The 24,414-nt window shown below is 70.1% G+C and carries 20 protein-coding genes; 8 read left to right on the top strand and 12 right to left on the bottom strand.

What is annotated here, in order from left to right:
- The first annotated feature begins 18 nt into the window (after window positions 1–18).
- Window positions 19–1,959 carry a hypothetical protein gene (locus tag ACIBO2_RS36235; protein WP_397302844.1) on the top strand — a complete coding sequence of 647 codons (1,941 nt, stop codon included), beginning with the start codon at window positions 19–21 and terminating at the stop codon, window positions 1,957–1,959.
- Between the two features lie 45 nt (window positions 1,960–2,004).
- Here the strand turns inward: ACIBO2_RS36235 and ACIBO2_RS36230 are convergent, their stop codons facing one another.
- The gene (locus ACIBO2_RS36230) at window positions 2,005–3,246 is read right to left on the bottom strand and encodes a cytochrome P450 (protein ID WP_358544892.1); all 1,242 of its coding nucleotides are present in this window, start codon (window positions 3,244–3,246) and stop codon (window positions 2,005–2,007) included.
- A 245-nt stretch (window positions 3,247–3,491) separates the two neighbouring features.
- Here ACIBO2_RS36230 and ACIBO2_RS36225 point away from each other — a divergent pair, with 245 nt between their 5' ends.
- Entirely contained in the window at window positions 3,492–4,640 is a 1,149-nt protein-coding gene (locus ACIBO2_RS36225; RefSeq protein WP_397302841.1) for a TRM11 family SAM-dependent methyltransferase, read from the top strand.
- Here the strand turns inward: ACIBO2_RS36225 and ACIBO2_RS36220 are convergent.
- Both ACIBO2_RS36220 and ACIBO2_RS36215 read right to left on the bottom strand, forming a co-directional pair.
- Entirely contained in the window at window positions 4,615–5,448 is an 834-nt protein-coding gene (locus ACIBO2_RS36220) for an alpha/beta hydrolase (protein ID WP_358544890.1), read from the bottom strand. The two genes, ACIBO2_RS36225 and ACIBO2_RS36220, sit on opposite strands and share 26 nt — an antisense overlap.
- Window positions 5,449–5,562: 114 nt before the next feature.
- Entirely contained in the window at window positions 5,563–6,249 is a 687-nt protein-coding gene (locus ACIBO2_RS36215) for a TetR/AcrR family transcriptional regulator (protein WP_397302837.1), read from the bottom strand.
- 35 nt (window positions 6,250–6,284) lie between these two features.
- On the opposite strand from ACIBO2_RS36215, the gene ACIBO2_RS36210 reads away from it, so the two are divergent.
- The gene (locus tag ACIBO2_RS36210; protein ID WP_358544888.1) at window positions 6,285–7,700 is read left to right on the top strand and encodes an FAD-dependent monooxygenase; all 1,416 of its coding nucleotides are present in this window, start codon (window positions 6,285–6,287) and stop codon (window positions 7,698–7,700) included.
- On the opposite strand, the gene ACIBO2_RS36205 is transcribed toward ACIBO2_RS36210, so the two are convergent.
- Both ACIBO2_RS36205 and ACIBO2_RS36200 read right to left on the bottom strand, forming a co-directional pair.
- The gene (locus ACIBO2_RS36205; protein WP_358544886.1) at window positions 7,675–8,928 is read right to left on the bottom strand and encodes a cytochrome P450; all 1,254 of its coding nucleotides are present in this window, start codon (window positions 8,926–8,928) and stop codon (window positions 7,675–7,677) included. The two genes, ACIBO2_RS36210 and ACIBO2_RS36205, sit on opposite strands and share 26 nt — an antisense overlap.
- A 33-nt stretch (window positions 8,929–8,961) precedes the next feature.
- On the bottom strand, window positions 8,962–10,506 hold the full coding sequence (locus ACIBO2_RS36200) for a GMC family oxidoreductase N-terminal domain-containing protein (protein WP_358544885.1): 1,545 nt from the start codon (window positions 10,504–10,506) through the stop codon (window positions 8,962–8,964).
- 225 nt (window positions 10,507–10,731) lie between these two features.
- On the opposite strand from ACIBO2_RS36200, the gene ACIBO2_RS36195 reads away from it, so the two are divergent.
- Window positions 10,732–12,267, top strand: a complete 1,536-nt coding sequence (locus ACIBO2_RS36195; RefSeq protein WP_358545306.1) for a long-chain fatty acid--CoA ligase — start codon at window positions 10,732–10,734, stop codon at window positions 12,265–12,267.
- Window positions 12,268–12,338: 71 nt separating this feature from the next.
- Here ACIBO2_RS36195 and ACIBO2_RS36190 read toward each other — a convergent pair whose 3' ends face one another.
- Window positions 12,339–15,026, bottom strand: coding sequence for an FtsX-like permease family protein (locus ACIBO2_RS36190; RefSeq protein ID WP_397302832.1), 2,688 nt, complete (start codon window positions 15,024–15,026; stop codon window positions 12,339–12,341).
- A 4-nt stretch (window positions 15,027–15,030) separates the two neighbouring features.
- Window positions 15,031–15,771 (bottom strand): ABC transporter ATP-binding protein, encoded by a 741-nt coding sequence (locus tag ACIBO2_RS36185; protein WP_358557232.1) that lies wholly within the window; start codon window positions 15,769–15,771, stop codon window positions 15,031–15,033.
- A gap of 92 nt (window positions 15,772–15,863) precedes the next feature.
- Here ACIBO2_RS36185 and ACIBO2_RS36180 point away from each other — a divergent pair, with 92 nt between their 5' ends.
- Complete coding sequence (locus ACIBO2_RS36180; protein WP_397302829.1) at window positions 15,864–16,508, top strand: response regulator; 645 nt, start codon at window positions 15,864–15,866, stop codon at window positions 16,506–16,508.
- A 19-nt stretch (window positions 16,509–16,527) separates the two neighbouring features.
- Here ACIBO2_RS36180 and ACIBO2_RS36175 read toward each other — a convergent pair whose 3' ends face one another.
- Complete coding sequence (locus ACIBO2_RS36175; protein WP_358557226.1) at window positions 16,528–18,234, bottom strand: sensor histidine kinase; 1,707 nt, start codon at window positions 18,232–18,234, stop codon at window positions 16,528–16,530.
- Window positions 18,235–18,318: 84 nt separating this feature from the next.
- The gene (locus ACIBO2_RS36170) at window positions 18,319–19,410 is read right to left on the bottom strand and encodes a glycerophosphodiester phosphodiesterase (RefSeq protein ID WP_397302826.1); all 1,092 of its coding nucleotides are present in this window, start codon (window positions 19,408–19,410) and stop codon (window positions 18,319–18,321) included.
- Window positions 19,411–19,527: 117 nt separating this feature from the next.
- Between ACIBO2_RS36170 and ACIBO2_RS36165 the strand changes: the two genes are divergently transcribed.
- A complete protein-coding gene (locus ACIBO2_RS36165) occupies window positions 19,528–20,172 on the top strand; it encodes an HAD family hydrolase (RefSeq protein ID WP_358557221.1) in 645 nt (214 codons plus the stop codon).
- A gap of 51 nt (window positions 20,173–20,223) precedes the next feature.
- Entirely contained in the window at window positions 20,224–21,927 is a 1,704-nt protein-coding gene (locus ACIBO2_RS36160) for a hypothetical protein (protein WP_397302822.1), read from the top strand.
- A gap of 399 nt (window positions 21,928–22,326) precedes the next feature.
- Here the strand turns inward: ACIBO2_RS36160 and ACIBO2_RS36155 are convergent, their stop codons facing one another.
- Window positions 22,327–22,518, bottom strand: coding sequence for a hypothetical protein (locus ACIBO2_RS36155; RefSeq protein WP_358557215.1), 192 nt, complete (start codon window positions 22,516–22,518; stop codon window positions 22,327–22,329).
- An 82-nt stretch (window positions 22,519–22,600) separates the two neighbouring features.
- Between ACIBO2_RS36155 and ACIBO2_RS36150 the strand changes: the two genes are divergently transcribed.
- Window positions 22,601–22,903 carry a GntR family transcriptional regulator gene (locus ACIBO2_RS36150; protein ID WP_358557213.1) on the top strand — a complete coding sequence of 101 codons (303 nt, stop codon included), beginning with the start codon at window positions 22,601–22,603 and terminating at the stop codon, window positions 22,901–22,903.
- A 91-nt stretch (window positions 22,904–22,994) separates the two neighbouring features.
- Here the strand turns inward: ACIBO2_RS36150 and ACIBO2_RS36145 are convergent, their stop codons facing one another.
- Together ACIBO2_RS36145 and ACIBO2_RS36140 are read right to left on the bottom strand one after the other, a co-directional pair.
- The gene (locus ACIBO2_RS36145) at window positions 22,995–23,336 is read right to left on the bottom strand and encodes a hypothetical protein (protein ID WP_358557211.1); all 342 of its coding nucleotides are present in this window, start codon (window positions 23,334–23,336) and stop codon (window positions 22,995–22,997) included.
- Between the two features lie 333 nt (window positions 23,337–23,669).
- Window positions 23,670–24,314 (bottom strand): hypothetical protein, encoded by a 645-nt coding sequence (locus ACIBO2_RS36140; protein WP_358557209.1) that lies wholly within the window; start codon window positions 24,312–24,314, stop codon window positions 23,670–23,672.
- Between the last annotated feature and the right edge of the window lie 100 nt (window positions 24,315–24,414).

The raw sequence follows: 24,414 nt of genomic DNA, 5'->3' as shown, positions 1-24,414 counted from the left end.
TCGGGAGGTACGGCAGCAATGGCAACGGAGAATTCCGGAGCACCCCATCTGCCACCGTCCTGGCCCGAGGCGCCTAAGCCGGAGGTGCCGACATCCTGGCCCGAGGCGCCCCGGCAGGACGCGGCATGGCCTGACTCCTCACGGGGCGGTGCCGCCCAGTCGTCATGGCCGGACTCGTCGCAGTCCTCGCCGTCGTGGCCCGACCCATCGCAATCCTCACCCTCGTGGCCGGACCCGGCGCAATCTTCGCCGTCCTGGCCCGACCCCTCACAGTCCTCGCCTTCGTGGCCGGACCCCGCGCAGTCCTCGCCGTCATGGCCGGATCCGTCGCAGTCCTCGCCTTCGTGGCCCGATCCGTCGCGGCAGGGCTCCGCGCCCTCGCAGGGGTCGCAGCAGTCCTGGCCGGACTCCGGGCCCGCCTGGTCGGACGCCCCGCCATCCTCGGACGCGTGGTCGAACCTCGGCCAGCCTGACGGCCGACAGCAGTCGCGTCCGGGTGACCCGGCCTCCTATGGCCAGGGCTCTCCGGACAATCAGGCCACGGCGTACCACCAGTTCCCGAATCCGCTCGGCGAGCGGGCGTACCCGCCCGCGGACGACCGAGGCGCGCCGCGGTCCGGCTCCCCGCTGGACGGCCCTCGTTCCGGCTCCCCGCTGGACGGTCCGCAGGGCGGCTCCCCGCTGGACGGCCCTCGTTCCGGCTCCCCGCTGGACGGTCCGCAGGGCGGCTCCCCGCTGGACGGTCTGCAGGGCGGCTCTCCGCTGGACGGCCCGCGAAACGTCACTCCGCTGGACAGCCGGCGCCGTGGCACTCCCCTCGACGAGCGTGCGGTGCCGCGCTCCGCGCCCTCCCCCGACGACCGCCTGGTCGCGTACGGTCAGGCGCCGGTCGGCCAAGCACCGCCCGGCCAGCCGCCGATCGGCCACGGGCCAGGTGGCCACGGTCCAGGTGGGCAAGGACCGGGTGGGCAAGGACCGGGTGGGCAAGGACCAGGTCGCCACGGGCCAGGTGGCCAGCCGCCGGGCGGGCAGCCGCCGACCGGAGAGGACCAGCAGGGCGAGCAGGGCAGGCCGGGCTCTAACCTGAGCCGTGACCCGTCCGACCCGGATCACCGGTTCGTAACGGCCGGTCAGATCAGCGGCTCCCGCACCCCGCCGCCCGAGCGCCAGCAGGAGCTCTGGAACACCGTCTTCGGCGACGACTACCAGGCGATGGGCGAACCGGAGTCGCTGGACAACCCCGGCAAACCCCTCTGGATCTACGCCCTGGCGGGCTCGGTGGCCATCGCCCTGGTCGGCGCCGTCCTGTGGGCGTTCCTGGCCGGACCGCTGGCCAGCAACACGCCATCCGCCACCAACACCGCGGCCGCCAAGCCGAGCACGTCGGCCAGCGCCGCCCCCACCAAGGCGGCGAGTTCGATCCCCCGTCTGCCGCGGTGGTCCGGCAAGGCCGCCCCCGTGACGGGCGTAGTCGCCAACCCCTCCGCCGGCATCACGATCCCGCGCCTCGGCGGCACCTGGCAGCAGGACCAGCGCGCCACCGTCAAGACCACGTACGGCTTCGACACCCGCCAGTACGTGATCACGGGCACCAACAGCTCCGCCCAGATCCTCACCGGCCCGCTCCCGGCCAAGCTGGCGTCCGCGTTCACCAGCGAGGACGACCTGGAGCCGGTGATCAAGCAGGTGGTGCTGAACGCCCGCAAGCGCTTCTTCCCCGAGGGCAACACGGTCAAGAAGATCGCCCAGCAGCCGATCAAGGTCGGGCAGTCCTCGGGCCGGGTCATCGCCTACGCCCTGACCTCGGGCACCGAGAAGGCCACGATCGTCACGGCCGCCATCAACACCGGCAAGGACGTACCGGCGATCGTCTACATGTCGATCCCGTCGACCAGCAAGCAGCTTCTGCCGGACGTCAACACGGTCATCAAGCAGATCAAGGTCACCCCCACCTCCTGACCCTGTCCCCCGGCCCCCGGCGTCCCGGGGGCCGGGCAGGCGGTTCTAGAAGGTGCACTCCAGGTGCTTGATGCCGTTGATGAAGCTGGAGTGCAGGCGGTCCGGCTTGCCCGCCTGGATGCCGGGCACCCGGCGGAGCAGTTCCCGGTACATCACCGTGATCTCCCGCCGGGCCAGGTGCGCCCCCAGGCAGAAGTGCGGCCCCGGCCCGCCGAACCCCACGTGCGGGTTGGGTGAGCGGGTGATGTCGAACCGCTCCGGCTCCTCGAAGACGGCCTCGTCGCGGTTGGCCGCCCAGTAGTACAGGACCGCCTTGTCGCCCTTCCGGTACAGGTGGCCGTTCATCTCGTAGTCCCTGGTCACCTTGCGGCGCATGAAGTTCACCGGTGAGGCCAGCCGGACGATCTCCTCCACGGCCCCCGCCGCCCGGCCCTGGACGTCCTCCAGCCACAGCGCCCGCTGGTCGGGGTTGTTGGTGAGCAGGCGCAGGCCGTACGAGATGGCATTACGGGTGGTCTCGTTGCCCGCCACCACCAGCAGGATGAAGAACGACCCGAGCTCCTGCGACGTCAGCCGCTCGCCGTCGATGTTGGCGTTGACGAGGGAGGACGTCAGGTCGTTCGTCGGCTGGTCGATGCGGTAGGCGGCCAGGTCCTGGACGAGCTGCTGCAGCTCCATCCCGGCGTTGAGCAGGAGCGGGACCACCTGGGTGACGTCGTCGCCGGTGTATTCGGGGTCGAAGCCGCCCAGGATGACGTTCGAGCGCTCGAAGACGAACTGGTAGTCGCGCTCGGGGATGCCCATCATGTCGCAGATGATCTTCAAGGGCAGGCGGGCGGCGACCTCGGTGACGAAGTCGCAGCCGGAGCCCTTGACCAGAAGATCGTCCACGATCTTGGCGGCCGCGATGTCCACGTCCGCCTCGAACTGCTTGATCATTTTAGGGGTGAAGGCCCGGGAGACGATCCGGCGCAGGCGCGCGTGCCGGGGGTCGTCCATGTTGATCATCGAGCCGAAGTACTCGGCGAACTCGGCGGGCATGTCGAGGATGTTCGTGGCCCCGCCGTCGCCCGAGGAGAAGACCTCGGGAGTGCGGCTGGCCTCCAGGATGTCGGCATGCTTGACCAGCGCGTAGTAGCCGGGCCCCTGCGGGGCGAAGTCGACCAGGGGCTCGGCGAAGAAGGCCGGCGTATCCCGCTCCCGCAGCCGGTCGAAGGCGGCTCTCCGCTCCGCCATCGGCTTGGCCCAGAAGTCACGGTCCGACAGGTCGAAGTCAAGCACGTCCATGAAACACCATCATTCGGATAGCGGCCTATTCACGTCAACGCGATCGAAGTACACCGTACGTCTCCGTGGCCGGGTGCGCGCGGAAAATCGGTGGCCTCCGGAGGCGGATGATCTATAGCGTGGGCGCATGAAGTTCTTCTTCTTCCTGCGCTAGCGACCCGCCGGCGGGCCGTGGATGACCCACCGCCGGTGATGCGGGACGGCCGACCGCCGTCCCGGGTCGCGACGTGGGAGAAGAAGGACACGTGCATACGCTTGCCGTGGCCAGGGCGGTGCGTGGCATCGAGCCCCTGGTGGCCGCGGAGATCCGACGTGCCGGGCTTGGGGTGGTGCGCGGGGTGCGCCACCGTGAGGTGTGGTTCGAGACGGCCGATCCCGGGCCGGAGCTGCTGGGGTTGCGGACGGCCGACGATGTGCTGCTGGTGGCGGCCGTCGTGGAGGGGATCGGGCGCGGCAGGGAAGCGCTGGGGCGCCTGTCGCGGGCGGCTCGCGAGCTCGACGCCGAAAGCCTGACGAAACTCGCCCACCAGATCACCGGCCAAGCCACCGACCGCCCGCACGAGTTGCGGGACGGTGGGACGCGGGACGCTCTACCGTACGGCGTGCTGGAGGGCGGCCCACCGTACGGCGGGCGAGGCGGTGGAGTTGAGGTGTCGGCGTCGTTCGTCGGGCGGCGGAACTACAGCCGGTTCGACATCGAGGACGCCGTCGGTGCCGAGCTCGCCCGGCCGCTGGGCCTGCCGTACCACTCGCGCCGCGACGGCCGGGTGCCGCCCGAGGGCTCGACGGCGTGGCGGGTCACGGTGGAGGACGGGCAGGCGGTCATCGCCCTGCGGGTGCCCGCCAGGCCGCTGCACCGCAGGCCGTACAAGATGGAGTCGATCCCGGGCACGCTGCACCCGCCGGTGGCCGCCGCCATGGCCGGGCTGGCGCGGCTCGACCGCGCCGGCACGGTGCTCGACCCCTGTTGTGGCGCCGGCACCACGCTCATCGAGGCCCGCGCGCTCGCGCCGCACGCGCGCCTGATCGGCTTCGACCACGACCCACGCGCCGTCCACGTCGCCGCCGCCAACGCCACCCGCGCCGCGGCCGACTCCATCGCCTGGGGGGTGGCCGACGCGGGGCGGATTCCCCTGCCGGACGGCAGCGTGGACCGGGTTCTGGTGAATCCACCCTGGGACCGTCAGGTCGCCCCGAGCGGACGCCTCCGCCGCGACCCCGGCCGCCTGTGGCGCGAGATCCACCGCGTCCTGGCCGTGGGTGGCACCGTGGTGGCGCTCGTTCCGGAGGCGTGGCGGCCGCCCGGATTCGGGGTGGACAGGGTGATTCATCTCACCCTGTCAGGCCGCCATCCGGTCGTGGCGGTCCTCAGGAGGTCAGCCAGTCGAGGATGAGCCGGTTGACCTCCGCCGGCTTTTCGAGGTGGAGGAAGTGACCCGCGCCGGTCACCTGCTCGGTCCGCGACCCGGCCGGCAGGTGGCTCAGCGCGTCCTTGACCAGGTCGGCCGAGAGGCAGCCGTCCTGGGTCCCGTGCAGGTAGAGGATCGGCCCGGTGGTGGCGGGCTCCGGTGCCGGGTAGCGGCCGGTGGGCGGGGTGGTGCCGAGCATCGCCCGGTAGTAGCCGATGGCCGCCGCCAGGTTCGCCGGTGCGCCGATGCTCTGCCGGACGAACTCCAGGTCCTGCTCGGCGTCGTAGCCGGGCGACCAGTCGCGCCAGATGCCCTCAAGGAAGCCGGGTGCGGCGGCGGCCGTCTCGGCCAGGGCGGTCTGGAAGAGGAAGACGTAGAACGAGCGCTTGAGCTGCTCGTAGTCCAGGAACCCGGTCGCCAGGGCGGCCGCCGGCGGCACGGCCATGGCCACGGATCTGCGGAAGCGGTCGGCGGTCGCGTAGACGGGGAACGCGCCCCAGTCGTGACCGATGAGCACCGCGGCGGAGTCGCCGCCGAGCTCCTCGTGCAGCGCCCGTACGTCGGCGACGAGCGCGCCGGCCTCGTAGGCGCCGTCGGCGGGGATCTCGGTCGGCGCGTAGCCGCGCAGGAACGGCGCGACCGCGCGGTAGCCACGCTCGGCCAGCGCCGGGAGCAGGTGACGCCAGGTGTGGGCCGTGTCAGGGAAGCCGTGCAGGCACAGGGCCAGCGGCCCCTCCCCTACGGCCAGATACGCGAACTCCACCCCGTTGGCGTGGACGGTTCTGATCTCCATGACTGCGAAACCTAGCAGTCGGCTCTCCGCTGGAGTAGCACTCCGGAATCAGCCGCCCTCCTCGACCCCCACAGCGGGCAGCCCAGCCCGAACTCGAACCGATCCGGGTCGTGATCACTTCGCCGTCCGCTGAGCGGCCGCGATCCCGGTGAGGATGCGGCGCAAGCCGTAGGAGAACTGTTCGGCCGGGCTCAGGTCAGCGGATTCGGTCATACGCGAGACCCGGGGAAACGCACCGCTCTCGATGACCTTGCGCATGTAGGGGGCGACGTCGGCGCGCCACTCGTCCTCGGTCTGTCCGGTGCGCCGCTGGGTCTCCTTTTCGGCGAGCTCGCGCATGACCGCGCCGCGCACGTAGTCCCTGATCAGCCCGACGGCCGAACCCGCGTCGGCGATGTCGGAGGTCAGCGGGGCGGCCGCGGTGAGGGCGTGCTCCAGGCCGCGCAGCCAGTTGGGGCCGAGCGATGGCCGGGTCGCCAGCAGCGGGGCGAGCCAGGGGTGCCGCAGCCACAGCTCGCGCTCGTGGTGGGCGTACGCCTCAAGGTCGGCGCGCCAGTCTCCCGTCAGCGGCACGTGCTGGTTCTGCACCGCGTCGGCCATGAGGTCGAGCAGGTCGTCGCGGCTGTCGACGTAGCGGTAGAGCGAGGTCGTACCGGTCGACAGCTCGGCGGCGACGCGGCGCATCGACAGCGCGTCGAGCCCTTCAGCGTCGGCGATGGCGACGGACGCGTCCACGATGCGCTCCACGCTCAGGGCCTGCCTTTTCGGCTGGTATGGCTCGCGCTCCCAGATAAGCGGCATGGACAGGAGTCTACAGTTGTGGGTACGGTGTTCCCATGAATGGGCACACTGTTTCCACAGATGTTTTGATCGCCGGCGGCGGATCCGTCGGGCTGATGCTCGCGGTGCTGTTGCGCCACCACGGCGTCAAGCCCCTCGTCGTCGAGGAGAAGCCAGAGCTGTCGCACCACCCCAGGGCCAACGGCATCGGGCTGCGGTCGGTGGAGATCCTGCGCGAGGTCGGCCTCGAAGAAGCGGTCAACGAGGCCGCGGTCGACCTGCGGGCGGGGAAGATCAGGGGGCACACGCTCGCCGAGGCCGACTTCACCGAAGGCGAGGCGTGGAAGGCGAGAGGCGAGGCCGAGTTCACCTACACGCCGGCCCGGATCCGCGGCATCTGCGCACAGAACCGGTTCGACCGCGTGCTGATCACCAAGGCGGGCGACGTGGAGTTCGGCGTGGCGCTCGAGTCGTTCGAGCAGGACTCCGACGGCGTCACGGCGACCCTGTCCGACGGGCGTGTCGTGCGGGCGCGCTACCTGGTGGCGGCCGACGGTGTGCGCAGCCGGGTTCGGCAGATCCTCGGCGTCGGCCTCACCGGTCCCGGTGCGATCGGCGAGGAGACGACGAGCGTCCTGTTCCGCGCTGATCTGCGCCCGAGCACGCCGTTCGCCATGTGCGACATCGAGCATCCGGACGCGACCGGGCTGCTGGTGACCGTCGACGGCGAACGCGAGTGGGTCTTCCTCACCCGCATCGACACGGAACCGACTCCGGAGCTCATCCGCACCGCGCTCGGCGACCCGTCGATCGAGGTGGAGATCCGCAGCGTGCTGACGTTCCGGGGGCGCGGCCAGGTGGCCGATCGCCTCCGCGTCGGGCGGGTCTTCCTGGTGGGCGACGCGGCGCACGCCATCCCTCCGCTGGGCGCGTTCGGGCTGAACACCGGCATCGCCGACGCGCACAATCTGGCGTGGAAGCTCGCGCACACGCTGCGCGGTGAGGCCGGGCCCGAACTGCTGGAGACCTATCACGCGGAGCGCCATCCGGTGGCCCTCATGACGATGCGACAGGCGCTCCTGCGGTTCAACGATCCGTCCCTGCACTGGGGGCAGGACATGGCGGAGGCGCGCAAGGCGGCGGGGGCGATCAACGCGCCGGTGGTGCACATGGGCTACCGGTACGGCGGCGCGGAGCTCCCCTCCACCGAGGACGTCGCCCTCGACCTCGACGGGTCGCCGGGATCCCGCCTGCCGCACATGTGGGTGGCCGACGGGGTGTCCACGCTGGATCTCATCGGATCGCGGTGGTGCGTGCTCACGGCCGATCCCGGCCTGGCGGCCGACGTTCCGGTGCACGTCGTGGACGGCTGGCCGTACGGGACACTCCTCGTACGGCCTGACGGGTTCGTGGCCTGGCGCGGCGAGGAGGGCCTGGCCGAGGCCCTCAGAAGGTGTACTTCAGGTGCTTGATCCCGTTGATGAAGTTGGACAGCAGGAAGTCGGGCTCCCCCTCTGACCTGATGCCCGGCAGACGGGTGAACAGCTCGCGGAACATCACGGTCATCTCCCTGCGCGCCAGGTGGGCGCCCAGGCAGAAGTGCGGGCCGGGACCGCCGAAGCCGACGTGCGGGTTCGGATCGCGGGTGATGTCGAACGTGTCGGGGTCCTTGAACACCGTCTCGTCACGGTTGGCCGAGTTGTAGAAGAGCAGGACCTTGTCCCCCTTCTTGTAGCGCATGCCGTTCATCTCATGGTCGCGCGTGAGCGTGCGGCGGAACTGGATCACCGGCGTGGCGTAGCGCACGATCTCGTCGCACGCCTTGGTGACGCGGCCGTCGAAATCGTCCAGGAGCAACCGCCGCTGCTCGGGGTGGTCGGTGAAGAGCTTGAGCCCGTACGCGATCGCGTTGCGGGTGGTCTCGCTGCCGGCCACCACGAGCAGGATGAAGAACGAGCCCAGTTCCTGGGAGGTGAGCCGTTCCTCGCCGTTGACCAGCAGGCTGACCAGGTCGCCCGTGGGATTCTTGCGCCGCTCGTCGCCCAGGCGGGCGGCGAGCCGGTTCAGGGAGAAGCCGGCGTGCAGCAGCTTGGCCAGGCCGCGGGCCACGTTGACGCGGCTGAACTCGGGGTCGATGCCGGTGTACTCGGGGTCGGCGTTGCCGAGGATCACGTTGGTCCGCCGAAGCACCATGTCATGAAATGTCGCCGGAATGCCCATCATGTCGCAGATGACGCGGACCGGGAGCCGGGCAGCGATCTGCGCCACGAAGTCGCCCGGCCCCTCCTCGATCGCCCGGTCCACGATCTCGGCGGCGGCCGTGGCCAGGTCCTCTTCCATCTTGGACAGGATGCGCGGCGTGAACGCCCTGGACACGATCCGGCGCAGCCGGGCGTGCCGCGGGTCGTCCATGTTGATCATCGACCCGAAGTACACGGCCAGCCAGCGCGGCATGTCGGGCACGCTGTTGGAACACGGCTCACTGCTGAAGACGGCCGCGTTCCTGCTGGCCTCGGTCACGTCCGCGTGGCGCACCAGGGCGTAGTAGCCGGGACCGCCCTTGATGAACGGCACGGCCTGCTCCGTCAGGAACACCGGCTCGTCCAGCTGGCGCAACCGGCGGAAGACGGCCATGCGCTCGGCCTGGGGCAGCCCCCAGAACACCAGTTGCGAGATGTCCAGGTCACTGGAGAGCGTCATGAACACCAAGCCTTCTGCAAGTAGTCACTTACGTCAAGGGCGCTTGGTGATGAGCTCGGCTCCCTTCTCGCCGATCATGATGGCTGGGGCGTGCGTGTGTCCACGGTTGAGGGTCGGCATGATCGACACGTCCACGACCCTGAGCCCGTCGAGACCGCGTACCTTGAGCTCCGGGTCGACGACCGACTCGGCGTCGGTGCCCATGCGGCAGGTGCCGACCGGGTGGTAGAGGGTCTCGCCGCGCTCGCGTACCCACTGGGTGAGCTCGGCGTCGCTCTCCGGCCCCTGGTAGGGGGCCATCGGGCCGCCCGCGTACTCCTTCATCGCGGTGGTGGCGAAGACCTGCTTGGCCGTCTTCAGCCCGGCGACCAGCCGCTTGACGTCGGCCTCCCGGGTCAGGTAGCCGGGGTCGATCACCACCTCGCGGCCGCTCAGCCCGACCCGGCCGCGGCTCTCCGGCTGCAGCAGCACCACGCCGACGGTCAGCCCGTGGCCGGTCGGCGGCGTGAGGCCGTGGTCGATGAACGGGCCGGGCGCGAAGATCAGCTCGATGTCGGGGGCGGGCTCCTCCGGCGAGGTCCTGATGAACGCCACCGCCTCACCCACGTTCGTGGTGAGCATGCCGGAGCGCAGCACGATGTAGCGCAGGAGGTTGCCGATCGACTCCGCCTTGGTCAGCGTGACCGGCTGCTTGGACTGCACGTACACACCGGTCGACAGATGATCCTGCAGATTCTTGCCGACCTCGGGCAGGTCCCGCACGACCGTGATGTTCTCGTCGCGCAGTTCGTCGGCCGCGCCGACCCCCGAGCGCATGAGCAGGTATGGGGAGCCGATCGCCCCCGCCGACAGGATGACCTCCCGCCTGGCCCTGACCTGCGCGCCGCCGTCGTGCTCGACGCCGACGGCCCGCGTGCCCTCGAACAGCACCCGGTCCACGGTCGCACCGGTGATCACCGTCAGGTTGGGTCGTTTCAGCACCGGGCGCAGGTACGCGTCGGCGGAGCTCCACCTCCTGCCCCGGTTCTGGGTGACGGGCGTGGCGCTGTAGCCCTCGTTGGAGCGGCCGTTGAGCTCGGCCAGCCGCTGTAATCCGAGCTCGTCGCAGGCTTTGAGGAAGGCCGCGGTGGTGACGTTGGGACTGCGCAGCTCGGAGATGAACAGCGGGCCGGACGAGCCGTAGACGCCGCCGTTGTTGCTGCCGACGCGGTGCTCGGCCTTGATGAAGTACGGCAGCACGTCGTCGTAGGTCCAGCCCGGGATCCCCCACTGGTCGTAGTCGCGCTCGCAGCCGCGTACCCACATCTGCGCGTTGAGTGAGGACGAGCCGCCGAGCACCCTGCCCCTGGGCCAGTAGAGCTCGCGGCCGGACATCTCGCCCTGCTTGGCGGTGGTGTAGTTCCAGTCGTAGTCGGTCTTGAACAGCTTGGCGAAGCCCGCGGGCATGCGGATCTCCAGCTTGTCGTCCTTGCCGCCCGCCTCGATCAGGGCCACGGACACCCCGGGATCGGCCGACAGCCTGTTGGCCAGCACACATCCCGCCGACCCGGCCCCGACGATCACGTAGTCGTACTCCATGGCCCCTCCCAGGCGTAAGTAATCTGGTACTTGCTTACTCCCAGGCGATGTACCGCGTCCATACGCGTCTGTAACCGCCCTTTGAGGTGAGCCTAGGGTGCGGTGTTTGCCCCTACGGTGGGCCGCGTTCAGCGGACCACCGCAGGGTGCGGTGTTTGCCCCTACCGGTCGGTATGTCTTGCTGCCATGATGGCGCGCAAGCCGTACACAGGGAGGAAGGCGCTCATGCTCAACCTGTCGATCGTCCTGGAGGACAGTGCCAGGGCCACGCCGGACGGCACGGCCATCGTCTTCGGGGACATGCGCCTGCCGTACTCAATGATCGACACTGTGGCCGCTCAGGTGGCCAACCTGCTGGTCTCGCGCGGCATCGGCAAGGGTGACAAGGTCGCGCTGGCCTGCCCCAACCTGCCGTACTTCCCGTTCGTCTACTACGGCATCCTCAAGGCCGGGGCGACGGTGGTGCCGCTCAACGTGCTGCTGCAGTCGCGGGAGATCGCCTACCACCTTGACGACAGCGACGCCAAGGCGCTGTTCTGCTTCGAGGGCACGCCCGAGCTGCCGCTGGGCGAGCGCGGCAAGGCCGGCTTCGAGGCGTCCGAGGGGTGCGAGCACTTCTTCGTGCTGCCCGCCACGCCGCTGGCGACCGAGTCCGTGTACGGCGAGTCGATCTGGGCGGCGCTCGACGGCATGTCCGGCGTGTTCGAGACCGTGCAGACGGCGGCCGAGGACACGGCGGTGATCCTCTACACCTCCGGCACCACGGGCCAGCCCAAGGGCGCCGAGCTCAGCCACCAGAACATGCTGATGAACGCCATCGTCTGCGACCGGATGTTCCCCAGCGCCGAGGGCGGCGACGTGATGATGGCGGTGCTGCCGCTGTTCCACTCGTTCGGGCAGACGGTCGTGATGAACCAGGGGTTCCTGCGGCGGGCCGCGATCGTGCTGATGCCGCGCTTCGAACCGGGCGACGCGCTGGCGCTCATGGCCAAGGAGGGCGTCACGTTCTTCGCCGGCGTGCCGACCATGTACTGGGCGATGCTGTCGAAGGTCCACGCGGACGGCGTCGCGCCGCCCGCGAGCCTGAAGACCGCCGTGGCGGGCGGCTCCGCCTCTCCGCTCGAGGTGCTGAAGGACTTCGAGAAAACGTTCGGCGTCGCCATCCTCGAGGGGTACGGCCTGTCGGAGACCTCGCCGGTGGCCAGCTTCAACCAGCCGGACCACCCCGCCAAGCCGGGCACGGTCGGCACCCCGATCTGGGGCGTGGAGATGAAGCTCATCGACAGCGACTGGAAGACGGTCGAGGGCGAGGGGCCGGGCGAGATCGCGATCCGCGGCCACAACATCATGAAGGGCTACTACGGCCGTCCGGAGGCCACGGACGAGGTGATGCGCGACGGCTGGTTCCGCAGCGGCGACATCGCCACCCGCGACACCGACGGCTACTACTCGATCGTCGACCGGTCCAAGGACATGATCATCCGCGGCGGGTTCAACGTCTACCCGCGCGAGCTCGAAGAGGTCCTGATGACCCACGAGGCCGTCTCGCTGGCCGCCGTCGTGGGCGTATCGCACGAGTCGCTCGGTGAGGAGATCAAGGCGTACATCATCCGTACGCCCGGCTCGACCGCGACCGAGGACGAGCTGATCGCCTGGGCCAAGGAGAACATGGCGGCCTACAAGTACCCGCGCGTCGTGGAGTTCCGTGACGCGCTGCCGATGACCGCCACGGGCAAGATCCTCAAGCGCGAGCTCCGGTAGCCGCCTCGGAGCCCGACCGGCCGTGACGGCGTAACGCCGTCACGGCCGGGTGCCGCGTGTACGCCGCGCCGTCACTCGCGGGCGCCGCCCAGGGCGTCCATCGGGCGGGAGAGCAGCGCCATTCCCGCCGCCAGCAGGCCGCTCGCCAGCCCCATGACGGCGACACCCGCCAGCACCAGCGGGTAGAGCGGCATCGGCAACCCGGTCAGCATCATGCTGCCCGACAGCGCCCCGTTGGCCCCGGCCAGGGCGACGCAGGCGATCACTGTCCCCACGACCACCCCGATCGCCAGCACGATCCCCGTCTCCCAGCCGATCATGCGGACGATCTGCCTGCGGCTCGCCCCGACCGCCCGCAGCAGCGCGAACTCCCTGGTCCTGGCCGCGGTGCCCATGACCAGCGTGTTCACCAGCGACACCGCCGTGAACGACACCAGCACGGCGAGCACCAGGTAGGTCCCGGTGATGTTCCGCTCGATCGACGTCTCGGCCGCCCCGCCGTACTCCTCCCGGTCCAGCGCCCGTACGGCGGGCTGCTCCCGCTCGAAGGCGGCCAGCGCCCGGTCCAGCTCGTCGGCGTGCCCTGGACGGGCGCGGACCAGGACGGCGCTGTCGAGCCCGGTACGTGCCCCGGCCTGTGCCCCGGCCTGTGCCCCGGCCTGTGCCCCGGCCCGTGCTTCGGTGCGTGCTTCGGTGCGTGCTTCGGTGCGTGCTTCGGTGCGTGGGAAGACGACGTCGGCGAAGCCGAGCCCCCGGTCGAAGACGGCGCCCACGCGCAGGTCGACGGGGCTGCCGTCGGCCAGCCACCCGTGGAAGCGGGATCCGACGTGCCAGTCGTGCTCACCGGCGTGGGTACGGCTGACCGCGACGGTCCCCGCCTCCTTGACGGCGGCGAACGAGCCTTCCAGGACACGCAGGTCGAGCACCTTGCCGATGGTGGCGGGGTCCACCAGCTGCGCGGGCACCACGTCGGGCGTGCCGAGGACGTACGACACGAACGAGGTCGCGCGCACGGCGGAGACCGTCTCGGCGCCGGGCAACCGCCGGGCCGCGTCGGCGACGCCGGGAGGCAGCCCCGGGCCGTTGCGTGGCACCAGGACGCGGTCCGCGACGACCCGTTCCCGGCCCTGGGCCGCCGAGGTGTCGTTCAGCACGGCGGTCACCAGCAGCGCGTACCCGGCCATGGCCACGCTGATCATGATCGCCGCCGCGGCCGACGACACCCGGCGGACGGCGGCCGCGGAGTTGGCGTGCGCCAGCCAGCCGGTCGTCCGCGTGACGGCCCCGACGACCGCGCCGGCCGGTCGCTCCAGCACCCGCGTCAGGACCGGGGACAGCAGCCCGGCCGCGCCGATGAACAGGATGACCACCAGAGCCAGGAAGGCGACGCCGACCTCACCGCCGAGATGCTGGCTGAGCGCCAGGACAGCCGCCCCGCCGGCCAGCATGACCAGCGCGAACAGCAGGCGCGGCACGCTCATCACCCGCCGCGGCCCGGCGGCCTCCTGGAGCGCCTCGGCCGGGCGGACCCGGGCCGCCTGGCGTACCGCGGTGAGAGCCGACAGCAGCGTCAACAGCAGCCCGGCGCCGCCGCCGGCGACCAGCGGCAGCGGGCCCGTCACCACGACGAACTCCGGCGGCGCGAGACCCTGCCCGACCAGCACGGCGCGGAGCAGATGCGCCAGCGGGACGCCCAGCGCGTAGCCCGGCAGGGCGGCCACCAGCGCCACCACGACCGCCTCCCCGGCGATCATGCGCCTGATCTGTCCCGGCGTGGTGCCGATGGCCCGCAGCAGCGCGATCTCGCGGCGGCGTTGCAGGATCGACAGGCCGAAGGTGCCGCCGATGACGAAGACGGCGAGGAAACCGCCGATCCCGGCCATGGGCCCGAACAGCTGCGTCGAGTACTCCAGCTTCTCCGCCGTCTCCGGCGTCCCCGCCCGAGCCCGCTCGTCCCCGGTCAGCACCCGCAGACGGGGATCCCGGAGGGTCTGACGCAGACGGTCCGCCAGCTCGGCGCCCGAGGTCCCGGGGCGGGCAAGCACTCCGGCAAAGTCCGCCGCACCGTCCGCGCCCTTCGCGCGGTCCGCGCCGTCCGCGCCGGTCGCGCCGGTCGCGCCGGACAGCCGGGCGGCGGCCCGCTCGGTGAAGAAGAGCGATGACTGCGTCGGCAGCCCGGCACGGCCCGTGGCCAGCCGCGCGACGCCGCTGACCCGGAAGCGCTGGGTGCCTGCCACGGTGACGACCCGTACCTCATCCCCTGGGCGGACAGAGGCGCGCCGCGCCAGGTCGGCGTCGAGCACGACCTCGTCGTCCGCCTCCGGCCCTCGCCCGGCGGCCAGCACGAACGGGGTGAGCCGCGCGACCGGCCAGCCGTGCCCCCACGACGGCCCGTCCCCCGGCCCGGCCAGGGAAGCGCCGTGCCGGTCCACCGCCTGCGCGTAGAACGGCGTGTCGGCGACCACGGCCGCGACGCCGGGCACGACGCGCAGCTCCGCCAGCCGCGCCGCCGAAAGACGAGGCGGTTGTTCCAGCGGTATGGCCTCCTCGTCGTCGCCCGAGCCGACGTGCAGGTCCGTATCGGCGCGCACGACGGCGGCCGTAGCCCCGAACCGGTCCACCTCGGGCGTCGCGCTCAGCCCCGACTGGATCATCATGAAACAGGCCGAGATCAACGCCACCGCGACCAGCACGGAGGCGACGGACCCGGCGAACCCGATCTTGCGGGTACGGATGGTGCTCAACGTGAGGCGCAGCATGCCGTCACCCGCCCAGACGCGTCAGCCGCGAGGCGACCTGGTCGGCGGTGGGCCGGTCCATGCTGTCGACGATCGAGCCGTCAGCCAGGAAGAGCACCTGGTCGGCGTACGAGGCGGCGACGGGGTCGTGGGTCACCATCACCAGGGTCTGGCCGAGCGCGTCGACCACTTCCCTGAGCAGCGTGAGGATCTCCCGGCCCGTGGCGATGTCCAGCGCGCCCGTCGGCTCGTCCCCGAAGAGCACGGCCGGCCGGGTGATCAGCGCGCGGGCGATGGCCACCCGCTGCTGCTGGCCGCCCGACATCTCCGTCGGCCGGTGACCGATCCGATGGCTCAGCCCGGTGCGCTTGACCAGGTCGGCCAGCCACTCCTCATCGGCGCGTCGACCCGCCAGGCGCAGCGGCAGCGTGATGTTCTGCCGCGCCGTCAGCGCGGGGATGAGGTTGAAGGACTGGAACACGAAGCCGATCCGGTCCCGGCGCAGCCTGGTCAGCTGAGACTCGTTCATCGTGGCCAGGTCGGTCTCGCCCAGCAGCACGCGGCCGGAGGTCGGCCGGTCGAGGCCCGCCGCGCACTGCAGCAGGGTGCTCTTGCCCGATCCCGACGGTCCCATGATCGCGTTGAACGAGCCGGCCCTCAGACCGACGGAAACGCCGCGCAGCGCGGCCACGGCGCTCTTGCCCCGGCCGAATCGCCGGGTCACCTCTATCAGCCTGATGGCCGCCGTGGAGTCGAAGTCTTTCACGCTGAAAGGCTGGCAACACCGGGCCGGGCTGCCCACCGGGCAGTCCCCCAATCCGCTCAGGGTTAACCCGGAAAGCTAGGCTATCCCTCACTATGCGCGTCGTGCTGGCTGAGGACAGCGTGTTGTTCAGGCGAGGGCTGGCCAGGCTGCTCGGAGACTGCGGTGTCACGGTCTGCGCGGAGGTCGGCGACGCCGCGAGCCTGCTGACCTCGGTCCGGGCGGACCCGCCCGACGTGGTCATCGTGGACGTACGGATGCCGCCCGGGTTCAACGCCGAAGGGCTGGAGGCGGCGCACCTCATCCGCAGGGAGCATCCGGGGGTCGGCGTCCTGGTGCTGTCGAACCACATCGAGACGCGGCACGTGGTCGGCCTGCTGGGCGAGGACGCCCGGGGAGTGGGCTACCTGCTCAAGGACCGGGTCGCCGACGTCACTGAGCTGACCGACGCGCTCAAGCGGGTACGCGACGGGGCCACGGTGATCGATCCGGACGTCGTCCAGCGGCTCGTCGGCAGGCGACGCGGCGACGGCCCGGTCGCGCGGCTCAGCGGCCGGGAGCGGGAGGTGCTCGGGCTGATGGCCGAAGGCCGTTCCAACCAGGCGATCAGCCGCTGCCTGCACCTGAGCCCCAAGACGGTGGAGACGCACGTGCACAACATCTTCGTCCGGCTGGGCCTGACCGCGACTGAGGACGACCACCGCCGCGTCCTGGCCGTCCTGACCTATCTGCGCTCCTGACACCTAACGCTCCTGACACTTAACGCTCCTGACCGGCGAGCGGGATCTCGGCCATCACGCGGGTGCCCTGGCCCGGTGGGCTGTGCACCTGCAGCAAGCCGTCGAGCGCGGCCACCCGGTCGGCGAGGCCGCGCAGGCCCGTACCCGTCTCTGCCCGCGCGCCGCCCGTCCCGTCGTCCGTCACCTCCAGCAGCAGGACGCCGTCACGCACGGCGGCCCTGATCGACGCCTTGGACGCGTCCGCGTGCTTGGCCACGTTGGCGAGCGCTTCGGCGGCGACGAAGTAGGCGGCCTGTTCGGCGTCGGGCGGCAGCCGTCCCTCCGGCGCCTCCTCCACCACGGCGGGGACTGGCGACCGCTCCGCGAGCGAGTGCAGCGCGGCGGCCAGCCCCGACTGGCTCAGGATGGCCGGATGGATGCCGCCCGCCAGCTCACGCAGCTCGGCCAGCGCCGCCCGTACCCCCGTCACCGCCTCGTCGAGCAGCTCCGCCACCTCAGCGTCGGCGTTGCGCAGCCGGACGTGCCCGAGCAGCACTGCGAGGCCCGCGAGCCGCTGCTGGGCTCCGTCGTGCAGGTTGCGTTCGATGCGGCTGCGTTCGGCGTCGCCGGCGGCCACGATGCGAGCCCTGGACGCCCGCACCTCCGCGAGCTGGGCGGCCAGCTCGGCCCGCATGCGCTCGTTCTCCACGATCAGCCGGGTGATGGCCGCCACCGACCGTACCGGCTCCGGGTCGAGGTCCAGCGCCGGGTCGTAGAGGAGCACGGCAGCCGGTTCCCCACCGACCTCCAGGTACGCGGCGGACCGCGTTCCCGGGACGGTCAGCGGATCGCCCGCCGTGCCGACGTACCCATCACCTGTCCAGTAGCCGAGGCGTAGCGTCGGGTCGCGCAGCACGCTCGCTAGCGTCTTCTCCAGCGCGCCGGGCGACAGGTCGAGCCCGGTCGCCAGCCGCGCCACGGCCGCCTGGTCGAGCCGGGCGCGCATGAGTCCCGCGAGCACCCCCAGCGGCCAGGTCGCCAGCGCGAGCAGTTGCACCCCGTGCAGGACCGCCTGGAGAGTGGAGTTGGTGGCGTCCGGCCAGATGTAGACGGCCTGCCGGGTCCAGGTGGTGAGCAGCATCAGCCCGCCCGCCAGCGCGACCGGAGCAAACGTGTGGCGGCGCGGCGCGGGCAGCCGGACCAGCCAGCGCCAGCCGAGCATCGCCGTCATCCCCAGCCCGAAGAGCCACAGGAAGACGGCCACGGCCGCGATCAGCGGCCGCGAGACGCCCTCGCCGCCGGGCAGCAGCGGCAGGCAGGTGCAACTGCCGTCGCCGAATCGGCCGAACCGCAGCCAGACCGCCAGCGCCTGCGCCATGCCGAGGTACAGGACCAGGACCATGGCCCGCTGCCTGCGCCCGACGGCCCTGCCCTCGGGCATGACCAGCACGACGTGCGCGAGCAGTGTCAGGGCCAGCCACCCGATCACGTTCCCGGTCAGCAGGGCCCAGCGTTCCTGAAGATAGTTCACGCCCGAGAGCAGCAGGCAGAGCCCCACCCCGGCCATCAGCCCACCCGTACCCCCCACGGGCCGCCTCGCCCTGACGACGAGGCCCGAGACGACGAACGACCAGCCGCCCGCGAGACCCACGGCGAGCAGGGGTAACTGGGCGAGGGGCGGCGTCGCGGCGTGGCTGAGCCCCCAGACGAGGTCACCCGCCGTCGCCACGAGGGCGACGGCGAGCACGGCGATCCTGAAGATCCGCCCACTCTAACGAGCGGGTCCACCGACCGACGTCACGGCCCGCCAACGTCGATCAGCCGTTCCGGGCTAAGTTGTCCGCTGCGCCACCACGGCCCGGCCCATGGCCGGGTCGTCGCAGAACGCGCCGTCCACGCCCAGGTCGAGCAGCCTGTTCAGCCAGCCCATCACGTCGCCGGTGGCGCGCGGGAAGGCGGGGCTGGCCGGGTTGCCCAGCCGATAGTCAAGAGGGAGCTGGGAGTTCTCGTTGCGGACGGTCCAGACATGCACGTCCAGCCGCCTGCGGTGGGCGTCCTGGACGAGCGTGGTGGGCTCCGTCAACTTGCCGTCCGCTCCCACGGACACGACGCGGCGGGTGTCCACACCGATCCCGTTCGCGTACGAGGCCACCTCGCGCAGCCCTTCCGGCTTCACCATGTCGTCATAAGTACGCTGATCACCGGCGGCGACCCAGTCGTACGGCGCCCCACCGAACGTGATCAGCTGGATCAGCGGCAGCCTGGTCTTCTTGCGCAGCTCTCGCAGGTTCGCGGTCTCGAACGACTGGATGTACACCTTGCGCATATGGTTGCTGTTGAGCGTCTCCAGCAGCGGCTCCTCCAGCGACAGGCCGATGGAGTCGAAGTACGTCGGATGCTTGGTCTCAGGGTAGACGCCCACGCCGTGACGCTGCGCGAGCCGCACGACCTCCTCGAACGTCGGGATCTCCGCCACGCCGTCGAAGGCCGTGTTGTCGGGCCGCAGGTCGGGCACGCGTTCCTTGGCCCGTAGCGTCTTCAGCTCGGCCAGCGTGAAGTCCTCGGTGAACCACCCGGTGATCGGCCGCCCGTCGACCGTCTTGGTGGCGCGCCGGTCGGCGAACTCCGGGTGCGCGGCCACGTCGGTGGTGCCGGTGATGTCGTTCTCGTGCCTGGCCACCAGGATGTGGTCCTTGGTGGAGACCAGGTCGGGCTCGATGTAGTCGGCGCCCATCGCGATGGCCGCCTCGTACGACAGCAGCGTGTGCTCGGGTCGGTGGGCGCTGGCGCCCCGGTGCCCGATGACGACGGGGGCCTGGGCGCGGCGCTCGGCCGTGGCGGTGTGAGGCTGGAGCAGCACGACCGCGACCGTACCACCGGTCAGAACGGCCAGAGCGCTCGCGAATAATCTGCGCGTCAGCATGCCGCGTACGTTAGAGCGGCAAAGTGGCCGGTGAGTGACGACCGGGCGCACAACCGTTGATCACCTGTTGCGCGGAAGGCCGCCGCCCGTCATCGAACACCTGTATGGTCCTGAGGCGTGCTGGCACTCTTCGACCTCGACAACACCCTGATCGACCGCCTCGACGCCTTCAAGCGCTGGGCCGCCGAGTTCGCCGCCGACAGGGGACTGGGCGCGCAGGATGTGGCGTGGATGATCGAGCTGGACGCCGACGGTTCCATCCCGATGAGCACGTTCTTCACCCACATCCGCGAGCGGTTCGGGCTCGCCGAGTCGGCCGAGTCGCTGTGGCAGGGCTACCGTGACCGCCTGCCGCACCTCGTCACCTGCCGCCCCGCCGTACTCGAGTCCCTCGATCGCCTGCGCATGTCCGGCTGGCGGGTCGGCATCGTGACCAACGGCATGGCCGACAACCAGTCCGGCAAGATCCACCACAGCGGCTTGGTGGACCGGGTGGACGGCTGGGCCATCTCCGACGCCGAGGGCTTCAGCAAGCCGGACCGCGAGCTGTTCGAGATCGCCGCCCGCCGGTGCGACACCACGCTCGCGGACGGGGACTGGATGATCGGGGACGACGTGGAGAAGGACGTGGCGGGCGGGCGCGGCGCGGGCCTGCACACGATCTGGATCGACCGCGGCCTGTCCCCGGGCTTATCCCCGGGGGCGGACCACGAGGTGACCGACGTACTGGAAGCGATCGCCCTGCTCGATGTCGACTATTAGGGGATCTTCACGCCGGGACCCCGTTCCCCACGAACAACGGGAGCGATAGGTATGCGGCGATGGGTTCTCCGGCTGAGCGCGGCGCTCCTGATTCTGCTCGCCGCAGCCGCCGTCACGCCACCGCTCACCGGACTCAGCCGGCCGAGCGAGGAGGAGATGCGAGTCCGGGTCGCCATGGGCGAAACTCCCGCCGTCGCCGCCGGCCACCGCACCGGCATCGCCGCCCTCCTGCCCTTCGACGACAACGTGCTGCTGCTGATCGGCGCCGCCTTCGCCGCGGCCGCGATACTGCTGCTCCTGGTCGGCCACCGCCAGGGGATCGGCCCGCGCGGAGTCCTCCCGGTGCGGTGGCGGATGTCGCTGACGCTGTGGAGCGTCGCGCTCGCGCTGGTGAGCATCCCGTACGCGAGCTTGCTGTTCTCTTCGACCACGACCGAGTACGACATCATCGTGGGCGGTTGTTCTGGCTTCGACCTGTACCTGTCGGCCGACTTCCTGCTGTCCCCCTTGCGCCTCGTGCCACAACCCGCGGTGATGGCGGTGGGCTTCGGAGTGTGGGCGCTGCTGGTGCGCAAGGGCTACCGGCGGTGGGGCCGCGCGGTAGGCTGGGCCACAGCGCTCCCCTTGGGGTCGTTGGGGGCGCTGGCCTTCGTTATGGCCGGATTCGACGCGGTCGCCGGTGACGGATGCGCGCGAACCTGGGCTCAGATGTACGAGCCCGGCATGTTGGCCTGGCAGCTCTACGAGGTCGTCACCGCCGTTCTGATCATCGTGGCGGTACGCGTACGCCGCGTTCGACGGCCGTACCGGAGTCCGGACGTCCGCGTCGCCGCCACGCTCGCCGTCGTCCTCCTGCTGATCACCGTGCCGCGCATGGACGCACCGACCGGGAAGATCACAGCGGCGAACTCCTCGGCCTGCGAACCGTGGCAAACCGCCCGCTACGTCCCGGTGCGGCCGTCCGCCGGGCAGCGCGAGCTCGCCTTCATCTGCCTTGTCAGGCAGGACGGTGAGCTGCCTGGGCAGTTCGCCGGTGGGCCCGATGATCGAGTGGTCGCGATCGGCCGGCGGTTGTGCGAGGCGGTCCTGCGCGACGGCGCACCGAATCGGCGGGCCGAGGAGGGGCCGCTGGGGACGTTCCTGCGGAATTATGAGACCGTCAAGGCTCTCGCGTACTTGTGCCCGGAAGTCGAGCAGCGCCAGGACCAGCAGGCCGAGCAGCAACATGACGCCGATGTGGCCTTCAAGGAGAAGGCCCGTGCGCGTTGCGCCAAGATGCCGGGACACCGGCCGTCGATCCGCGCGTCCCGGACCGACCGAGCCACGCTGTGGGTGGATGCCGGCAGCCTCAGCGCGTACGAGGACGACCCGGGCGACGACTTCCCCGCACTCGACAATGCCTTCATCAACGGGCTGGTGGGAACCGCGCTCGGACAGCTCACCATCCTCACGGCAGACGAGGCCATGCACGTGTGCGTCACCGGGGAGGCCTATCGCAAGCGGCCCCCCGTCGAGCTGAAGGGCTGGGAGAAGGTGGTGGAGGTGGGATACCACAGCGGCAACGGCGACCTCACCTTCACCGGGGACAACGGGGACGGCCTGGAGAACCTGGCGGTCAACGGCCCGGGGCACTACCGGGTCCGGGTGCACATGCGCGGCGCGAAGGCCGCGCTGAAGAGGGAGGGGGATGCCCGGCAGGAGTTCCTCATCATGGTCTATCCGGGGAAGTCCGAGCGGACCGCGCTGCTGAAGTGAGCTGGTTCGGCGCCATTACCCCAACACTTCGAGACGCCCATGTCCGACGACCAACGAACGGCGCGGTCAGAGCGATTGGTCACTCGAAGATGATCGACGACCACACAGCAGCCGCGACCCTTTCACCACCGCGCGCGGCTCGGTCACGACCACACGGCCACCCTTTCGTGCAGTCCGCCGGATCACGTACTGACCACCTTCGACACACAGCTCGTATTCAACGTTTCCGCGTACGACAAACGCCTTCACCCGGCTTCGTGTCCCACGTGAGTCGTACGGGACCCACTCAAGATCGACGCGCATGTGACGCTCCGCACCGGGGGCAGGGGAACGTACAGGAGAACATCGCGCCACACGCATGGCATACGTGGATGAAGAGCATCACCATGATCTCGGAGATCACGGAATCACTCGTCGGGGATCAGCGCCAATGCGAACGGCGGACGCGAGTAGCACGAGACGTCGCGAGGTATCCGCTTCGATCAGCCGGCCGCTCGGACGATGACGGCCGCGCAAAATCTTGCCGGCCTGCCACACGTCAAAGTCGGGGATTTCGGGAAGCAACGTGGGATTGTCCTCCTCCAGAGCCATGGGCCGAAGCATAGACGTATGTAGACCTCTCCGGATGTACCTAGGTGTTTTAGGATGTCAAGTCACCTTTATGGTTGACGACGTGGCACGCGATGACGACGACACGCGAACCGATGATCTCGGCGCGAAGCTCCCGAAGACCGACCCGAACGGTCCGGACCTGGTCTACATGATCATTGCCGACCACATCGCCGGGCAGATCCAACAGGGAGAGCGCCCTATTGGATCTCGATTGCCGTCGGAACTCGACCTCTCGAACGCATGGGGAGTCGCCCGGATGACCGTCCGGCGTGCGATTCAGAACCTCACCGAACGGGGCATGGTCCGCGCCGTTCACGGCAAGGGGACATTCGTGACCGAGCCCCCTGCCGCAGCGGCCGAATGAGTGCCGCCTATGTTTGATTCAGTGAAAGCGCTCGAAATGGCGACTGCGGCCGAACTCTCCCGCGCCAGACGAGGCGTGCAGCGGTAAAGGTCTAATCATTGGGAGAGGTCACGTGCCAGATGTTGCCGGCGCAGACCCGGCCGTTGTAGTGGTACCGCTTGCCGCTGCTGGAGGTGGCGGCGAGCCGGTCTACGTGCGGGGGCGTGGTGCCGCAGTAGTCCGCTGGCAATGAGTTGCCCCTCGAACGGCCAGGCGGCAACGTGGCGTAGACGCGCTCGTTCCACGTCACCACCACTTTCTCCTTGGTTTCGTTGACGACGCTGAACTTCGCGTCCGGCCCAATCTGGCAGGCGGCCGCGACAAGCACGGCTACCAGCATCAGCCCAGCGACCGCCCGGCCGCGCCTCTGCGCGGGAGCAGCTGACGATCTCACTAGTGGCCTCCTTCGTGAAGTCCGGCAGACAGGATTGTCCTTTGCCGGCCGGACCTCGCCATGAGCGAATCAAGGCGCCTTGGGGCTGAAGAACGCGGCGACCAGTACATCGACGAAACGCGGGTATTGCTTGTCAGGGAAGTAATACCCACGCGTCCAGCAACTGACCTTCGCTGCGGTGGTGCCGACAGCGTAGGCGAAGGAGATCTTCCCACTGTCGGACAGGACATACGGCTGGACCCTTGCGCCACGGACCGTACCGGCCAATAAAGGTCGACCACATACGCGAGATCGCCTTCATCTGCGTCGTAAGGCATCGTGTGCGCACGCGCGTCACTCGTTCTGGGCATCCCGAAGCTTCGGCACCGCCAGCCTCGCCGCCCGCTTGCTCAGAGCGGGCTCGAACGCCCCGAAGAACCCGTCGCTCACCAGCAGCGTGACGGCGTTCTTGACTCTGATGAGCACGACATCCGCCACCTGAAGCTCGGCGTTCCTCGTCGCCATCGTCTCCTTGTACCTGATCCCGTACACCCAGTTCCCGACCGTACCGACCGAGAGCTTGGTGATGGCCGACTTGGCGCGCTTGGTCTTCGTCTTGGTGCCGACGCAGTCCCGGACCATGACCTTGCCCACTGCCTGCCAGGCGGCCATCTTGGCCGAGGTGCCGCTGATGGCGAACTGCTTGACGCCCGACGGCAGGCCCTCCTTGTCGATGTAGACGGCCGCCGGGCTTCTGAGGAGGGGCTTCAGCGCCCTCATCGCCTGTACGCACTTTTTCGTGTGGGCCGAATCGGCGTCCAACGCCTCGCGGATGTGCTTCGGGTTGGGGGCGTACGCGTCGCCCAGGTCCTCGGGTGTGATGAGGGCCTCACTCAGCTGGGCCGAGGTCAGGGGCTTGTCGGGGGCGACGGCCAGCGCGGGAGTGGCGGAGGCCAGAAGGAGAACGGCGGCAGTGCCGCCTAAGATCACGGAGCGCATGGCAACGCATCCTAGTGAGGTGATCACCGGGGTTCTCCGGGTGTTTCGTCACACGACCGTCTCGATCTATGTAACGGTCCGTGGTGGCTGGGGACCCTCG

Source organism: Nonomuraea sp. NPDC050022 (assembly GCF_044460705.1).
Lineage (GTDB): Bacteria > Actinomycetota > Actinomycetes > Streptosporangiales > Streptosporangiaceae > Nonomuraea.
This window is presented reverse-complemented; position numbering and strand designations above follow the sequence as displayed.

What these genes read in the sequence shown, in the direction of transcription:
- ACIBO2_RS36235 (WP_397302844.1), top strand. Translation starts at nt 19, where the DNA reads ATGGCAACGGAGAATTCCGGAGCACCCCATCTGCCACCGTCCTGGCCC.
- ACIBO2_RS36230 (WP_358544892.1), bottom strand. Translation starts at nt 3,246, where the DNA reads ATGGACGTGCTTGACTTCGACCTGTCGGACCGTGACTTCTGGGCCAAG.
- ACIBO2_RS36220 (WP_358544890.1), bottom strand. Translation starts at nt 5,448, where the DNA reads ATGGAGATCAGAACCGTCCACGCCAACGGGGTGGAGTTCGCGTATCTG.
- ACIBO2_RS36215 (WP_397302837.1), bottom strand. Translation starts at nt 6,249, where the DNA reads ATGCCGCTTATCTGGGAGCGCGAGCCATACCAGCCGAAAAGGCAGGCC.
- ACIBO2_RS36210 (WP_358544888.1), top strand. Translation starts at nt 6,285, where the DNA reads ATGAATGGGCACACTGTTTCCACAGATGTTTTGATCGCCGGCGGCGGA.
- ACIBO2_RS36205 (WP_358544886.1), bottom strand. Translation starts at nt 8,928, where the DNA reads ATGACGCTCTCCAGTGACCTGGACATCTCGCAACTGGTGTTCTGGGGG.
- ACIBO2_RS36200 (WP_358544885.1), bottom strand. Translation starts at nt 10,506, where the DNA reads ATGGAGTACGACTACGTGATCGTCGGGGCCGGGTCGGCGGGATGTGTG.
- ACIBO2_RS36195 (WP_358545306.1), top strand. Translation starts at nt 10,732, where the DNA reads ATGCTCAACCTGTCGATCGTCCTGGAGGACAGTGCCAGGGCCACGCCG.
- ACIBO2_RS36190 (WP_397302832.1), bottom strand. Translation starts at nt 15,026, where the DNA reads ATGCTGCGCCTCACGTTGAGCACCATCCGTACCCGCAAGATCGGGTTC.
- ACIBO2_RS36180 (WP_397302829.1), top strand. Translation starts at nt 15,864, where the DNA reads ATGCGCGTCGTGCTGGCTGAGGACAGCGTGTTGTTCAGGCGAGGGCTG.
- ACIBO2_RS36170 (WP_397302826.1), bottom strand. Translation starts at nt 19,410, where the DNA reads ATGCTGACGCGCAGATTATTCGCGAGCGCTCTGGCCGTTCTGACCGGT.
- ACIBO2_RS36160 (WP_397302822.1), top strand. Translation starts at nt 20,224, where the DNA reads ATGCGGCGATGGGTTCTCCGGCTGAGCGCGGCGCTCCTGATTCTGCTC.
- ACIBO2_RS36155 (WP_358557215.1), bottom strand. Translation starts at nt 22,518, where the DNA reads ATGGCTCTGGAGGAGGACAATCCCACGTTGCTTCCCGAAATCCCCGAC.
- ACIBO2_RS36140 (WP_358557209.1), bottom strand. Translation starts at nt 24,314, where the DNA reads ATGCGCTCCGTGATCTTAGGCGGCACTGCCGCCGTTCTCCTTCTGGCC.